This window comes from Tardiphaga sp., assembly GCF_044340795.1.
Taxonomy (GTDB): domain Bacteria; phylum Pseudomonadota; class Alphaproteobacteria; order Rhizobiales; family Xanthobacteraceae; genus Tardiphaga.
The window spans coordinates 1-4728 of the sequence record NZ_JBIISY010000350.1 but is presented as its reverse complement, the minus strand read 5'-3'; the positions used below and the strand labels follow the sequence as shown (position 1 = coordinate 4728).

Below are 4728 nucleotides of genomic sequence, written 5' to 3'. Positions count from 1 at the left end.
CAGCTGCAACTGGCCAATTTCTCCAACGAGGCGGGTCTCGAACCGCTGGGTGGCAATCTCTACCGCGAGACGCTGTCCTCGGGCGTTCCGGTCGTCGGCTTCGCCGGTGACATCGGCTTCGGCAAGCTGCACCAGCGCTATCTCGAGAGCTCGAATGTCGATCCGGTGAAGGAAATTACCGAGCTGATCTCGGCGCAGCGCTCCTACGAGATGAACTCCAAGGTCATTCAGGCCGCCGACGAGATGGCGTCGACCGTCTCCAAGGGCCTCCGCTAACGCTTGATGCGGGAACTCCGTCCGATGCGCGTCCTCAAGATCGCCTTCCTCCTGCTCGCGGGCGCCATGCTCGCGGGCGGCGCCCTGGCGGCGGAAGAAGCCGTCAAATATCCGGTGCCGGCGACGACGATCTATCCAGGCGACGTGATCAAGGACGAGATGATCATGGACCGCAACTTCGCGCCCAATATCCAGGGCGCGAGTGCATTCATCAACGATCGCGCTGCGCTGGTCGGGCGGACCGCACGACGGACATTGAACGCCGGACATCTCATTCCCATCAACGGACTCGAGGACCAGAAGGTCGTCACCCGCGGTGCCGTGGTGAAGGTCCTGGTCGAGGACGATGGTCTCGTCATCGTCAGCTATGCGACGTCGTTGCAATCGGCGAGCCCCGGCATGATGGTGCAGCTGCGCAATCTCGATACCGGCGTGACCATTCGCGGAATCGTCCAGCCGGACGGATCAGTACGGATTCAGAACGGATGATGCTGCGCCTTCTCTGCGGTTTGTTGCTTGCACTGTCGGTTTCGGCGGCAGAAGCGGCCGTGCGCATCAAGGATGTCGCCAGCCTGAAGGGCGTGCGCGAGAACCAGATCGTCGGCTACGGCCTGGTCATCGGTCTCAAGGGGTCGGGCGATACGCTGCGCAATGCGCCGTTCACCGAACAGTCGCTGCAATCGATGCTCGACAATATGGGGATCAATATCCGTGGCACCCAACTTCGCACACGTAACGTCGCCGCCGTGATGGTGACCGCCGACTTGCCGCCGTTTGCGGCCGGCGGTTCGCGAATCGACGTGGCGATCTCGTCCATGGGTGATGCATCGTCCCTACTCGGCGGCACACTGGTGCTGACACAGCTGCGCGGGGCCGATGGCGAAACCTATGCCGTTGCGCAGGGCGCGATCGCTGTCGGCGGCTACAATGTGGAAGGCGCAGCCCAGACCGTCAGCCAGGGTGTTGCGACCGCTGGCCGCATTCCGAACGGCGCACTGATCGAGCGCGAGGTGAAAGGCGACTTCAGCGAGATGCACAATCTGACGCTGGAGCTGAAGAACCCGGATTATGCGACGGCTACACGGATCATCGATGCGATCAATGCTTATGGCCGCGGCCGGTATCAGACCAATATTGCCTTTGAGCGAGACTATCGCACGGTCATGCTGCAGCGGCCACGCAGTGCATCGCCGGTTCGCTTCATTGCCGAGATCGAGGAACTGCTGATCGAGCCGGATACGCCTGCGCGTGTTGTCGTCGATGAGCGTACCGGCACCGTGGTGATCGGCCGCAATGTGCAGGTCTCCACCGTTGCCGTCACCCACGGCAACCTGTCGGTCCGCATCACTGAAGCACCGATTGTGTCGCAGCCGAATCCGTTCGCGCGCAACGGCCAGACCGTCGTGGTGCCGCAGACCTTCATCGAAGCCAATGAGAATGGCGCGAAGGTCGCGATCCTGCGCGGCACCGACCTGCAGCGACTGGTGCGCGGCCTCAATCAGATCGGGCTCAAGCCGCAGGGGATCATCGCGATCCTGCAGGCGATCAAGGCGGCCGGCGCGCTTCAGGCCGATCTTGTCATCCAGTAGAGCGCCGGGTCAGCGTGGCACAAGGCTGCACGTGCAACGCTTGCTTAACCGACTCACGAGAACACGAATGTCGCGCGCAGCATATTGGTCAATCTGCATACTCTCTGCAGCATTCTCTTTGGATTTCGCGCTGGCTGAACCGGCGCAGAAATTGTCGAAGCCGCTGAACCTCGTCGAATTCACGCGGGCCGCTCAGTCGCAACGCCAGAAATCTGCACCGAAGCAGGAGGTTGCGGTCAAACCGGAAGCGCCGGCAAAGACGTTTGCCGAGCCACCATTGACCACGGGATCGGTCGACAAAAAGGAAGCGGCGGCGACGCAGGAATCCGACATTGCGCGCTTCTGCAGCAACATCACGGATCAGGCGCTCGACGCGCGCGTGGCCTGGCAGCAGAAGGAGCTGGAGGCCACCGAGTCGAAGCTGAAGCAGCGCATCGCCGAGCTCGAAGCCAAGCGTGCCGAATACGAGGAATGGCTGAAGCTGCGCGAGGACTTCCTCAAGAAGGCCGAGGAGAATGTCGTCGAGATCTATTCGCGCATGAATCCGGAAGCTGCCGCGCAGCAGATCGCCAGCATGGCCGACGACACCGCCGCCGCGGTGCTGGCGAAGCTGAAGGTTCGGGTCGCGAGCGCGATCCTCAATGAAATGGAGCCGGCACGCGGGGCGCATCTCGCCGATACGTTGGCCGGCATGCGTCGTACCGACGATGGGAAAGCCAGGAAATGAAGTTGCTGAGAGTTTTGCTCATTGCGGTCGCGCTGCCTGGCCTTGGAGGCTGCGCCAATAAGCTCGCCGAGATCGGTCAGGCCCCGACAATGTCTCCGGTGGGACAGGGGCTGCAGGTCGATGCACGCGGGATTCCAATGGAGAAAAGGGCCCATCGTGGCACTGGCCACCATTCGATCTGGAACGAGCGAAAGGATCTCTATCGTGATCCCCGCGCAGCCAGAATCGGCGATATTCTCACCGTCAATGTTGTCATGAATGACAAGGCCATCCTGGACAACAAGACCGACAGATCGCGCGACGCGCAGATCAAGCTCGGCACCGACTACGCCGCCGACGTGGCCAAATGGATCTCGGCCGGAAGCTTCGACGCCAATGTGAGCTCGCAGTCGTCGAGCAAGGGATCGGGCAAGATCGATCGCGCCGAGGAAGTCCGGTTCTCCATCGCCGCGGTCGTGGTCGATGTCATGCCGAACGGCAATCTCCTGATCAGCGGTTCGCAGGAGATGCGGGTCAATTACGAGATGCGCATCGTCAATGTCGGCGGCATCGTGAGGCCGATCGACGTCGCGCGCAACAATACGGTCCCCTACGAAAAGATCGCCGAAGCGCGCATCTCCTATGGTGGCCGCGGTCGCATCATGGAAGTGCAGCAGCCGAATTGGGGCCAGCAGGTCTATGATCAGGTCGCGCCGTTCTGATGAGGATCGACCATGGCTGATGAGGTTGAGAGCGAAGGCCAGGGCCGCGGTATCCTGCAATGGATGGTCGCATTGCTGGTGGTGACCGGACTGTCCGCTGGCGCCGGCACGCTTGCGAGCTTTCATATGTTGTCGGCGGTGGATCGGATCGTGGACAGCCGCAAGGATGTGGTGGAGACGCCGGTGACGTCTGCTTTCAACCCCACCGATCGCTTGCGCAAGATTTCGCCGGTGACGACCAACCTGGCGGCTCCACCGAATTCCTGGATCCGGATGGAAGCGGCAATCGTCACCGACAAGCTGAACGAAGAAGAGGCTTATGCGCTGACAGCGAAAGTTGGCGAGGACATCGTGTCCTATCTGCGGACGCTGACGGCACCTCAGATCGAAGGCGCGCGTGGACTGCAGTATCTCCGGGAGGATCTGAACGAGCGCGCGGTGACACGATCCGGCGGCAGGGTCCGCGAGCTAATCATCGAGACGCTGGTGGTGCAATGACGCGCGCGTTTCTGATTCTGGTTGCCGTCATGCTGCCGACGGCAGCTGCGGCGCAGATTCCGGATTTGTCGTCGTTGCTGCCCCAGGGCGAGGGGAGCGCCAGCGGCCGCATCATCCAGATGGTCGCGCTGCTCACGGTGCTGTCGCTGGCGCCGGGGCTTCTGATCATGGTGACGAGCTTCACCCGCTTCATTGTTGCACTGTCGTTTCTTCGCACCGGCCTCGGCCTGCAGACGACGCCATCGAACATCATCATGATCAGTCTTGCGCTGTTCCTCACCTTCTACGTGATGGCGCCGACCTTCGATCGCGCGTGGCAGAATGGCGTGCAGCCCTTGATGAAGAACGAGATCTCGGAGCAGGAAGCCTATACGCGCATCACCGATCCGTTCCGTGATTTCATGCTGCAGCATGTCCGCGAGAAGGATCTCCAGACCTTCGAAAATCTTGCGGCTGAAAGTCTGAAGGTAAAGCTCGATGGCCAGCGCATCGATCTGCGAATCATCATCCCGGCCTTCATGGTGTCCGAGCTGCGCCGCGCCTTCGAGATCGGCTTTCTGATCGTGATGCCGTTCCTCGTGATTGACATGATCGTGGCGACATTGACGATGTCGATGGGCATGATGATGATGCCGCCGACGGTGTTCGCGTTGCCTTTCAAGGTGCTGTTCTTCGTTCTGATCGACGGCTGGAATCTGCTGTCTGTGGGGCTCGTGAAATCATTTTTATAGTGATTCCGCGCGCCATCGAAATAAATCGATAAGGATAGCGCCGTTAACTATAGGCTCGTTCGCCGATTTCAGCTTTGGGTAAGGTTTGGCGAATAGGTTGCAATTCACGACAGGTTGGGTCGATCAGACATCGACAATTCCAAAGGCATGATGCCGCCCTGTCGTACCGGTGAAAGTCCGGTATGTCCCCAGCAAACATTCAAATC

7 protein-coding genes are annotated in these 4728 nt (G+C 60.6%); all 7 read left to right on the top strand.

The annotated features are described in order from the left end of the window. Positions 1–276 (top strand): flagellar hook-basal body complex protein (locus ACIQ17_RS31005; RefSeq protein ID WP_398473320.1); only part of this gene is annotated, 276 nt, incomplete at its 5' end. 24 nt (positions 277–300) lie between these two features. Continuing rightward, complete coding sequence (gene flgA / locus ACIQ17_RS31000; RefSeq protein ID WP_398473319.1) at positions 301–765, top strand: flagellar basal body P-ring formation chaperone FlgA; 465 nt, start codon at positions 301–303, stop codon at positions 763–765. Next, positions 765–1865 (top strand): flagellar basal body P-ring protein FlgI, encoded by a 1101-nt coding sequence (gene flgI, locus ACIQ17_RS30995; protein ID WP_398473323.1) that lies wholly within the window; start codon positions 765–767, stop codon positions 1863–1865. The genes flgA and flgI overlap by 1 nt, the downstream gene beginning before the upstream one ends. Before the next feature lie 67 nt (positions 1866–1932). Then, entirely contained in the window at positions 1933–2592 is a 660-nt protein-coding gene (locus ACIQ17_RS30990; protein WP_398473318.1) for a MotE family protein, read from the top strand. 5 nt (positions 2593–2597) lie between these two features. Next, positions 2598–3293, top strand: coding sequence for a flagellar basal body L-ring protein FlgH (gene flgH, locus ACIQ17_RS30985; protein WP_398473321.1), 696 nt, complete (start codon positions 2598–2600; stop codon positions 3291–3293). A 12-nt stretch (positions 3294–3305) separates the two neighbouring features. Continuing rightward, complete coding sequence (locus ACIQ17_RS30980; RefSeq protein WP_398473317.1) at positions 3306–3791, top strand: flagellar basal body-associated FliL family protein; 486 nt, start codon at positions 3306–3308, stop codon at positions 3789–3791. Next, positions 3788–4522 carry a flagellar type III secretion system pore protein FliP gene (fliP, locus tag ACIQ17_RS30975; RefSeq protein ID WP_398473316.1) on the top strand — a complete coding sequence of 245 codons (735 nt, stop codon included), beginning with the start codon at positions 3788–3790 and terminating at the stop codon, positions 4520–4522. Before ACIQ17_RS30980 ends, fliP begins: the two co-directional genes overlap by 4 nt. Positions 4523–4728: the final 206 nt, after the last annotated feature.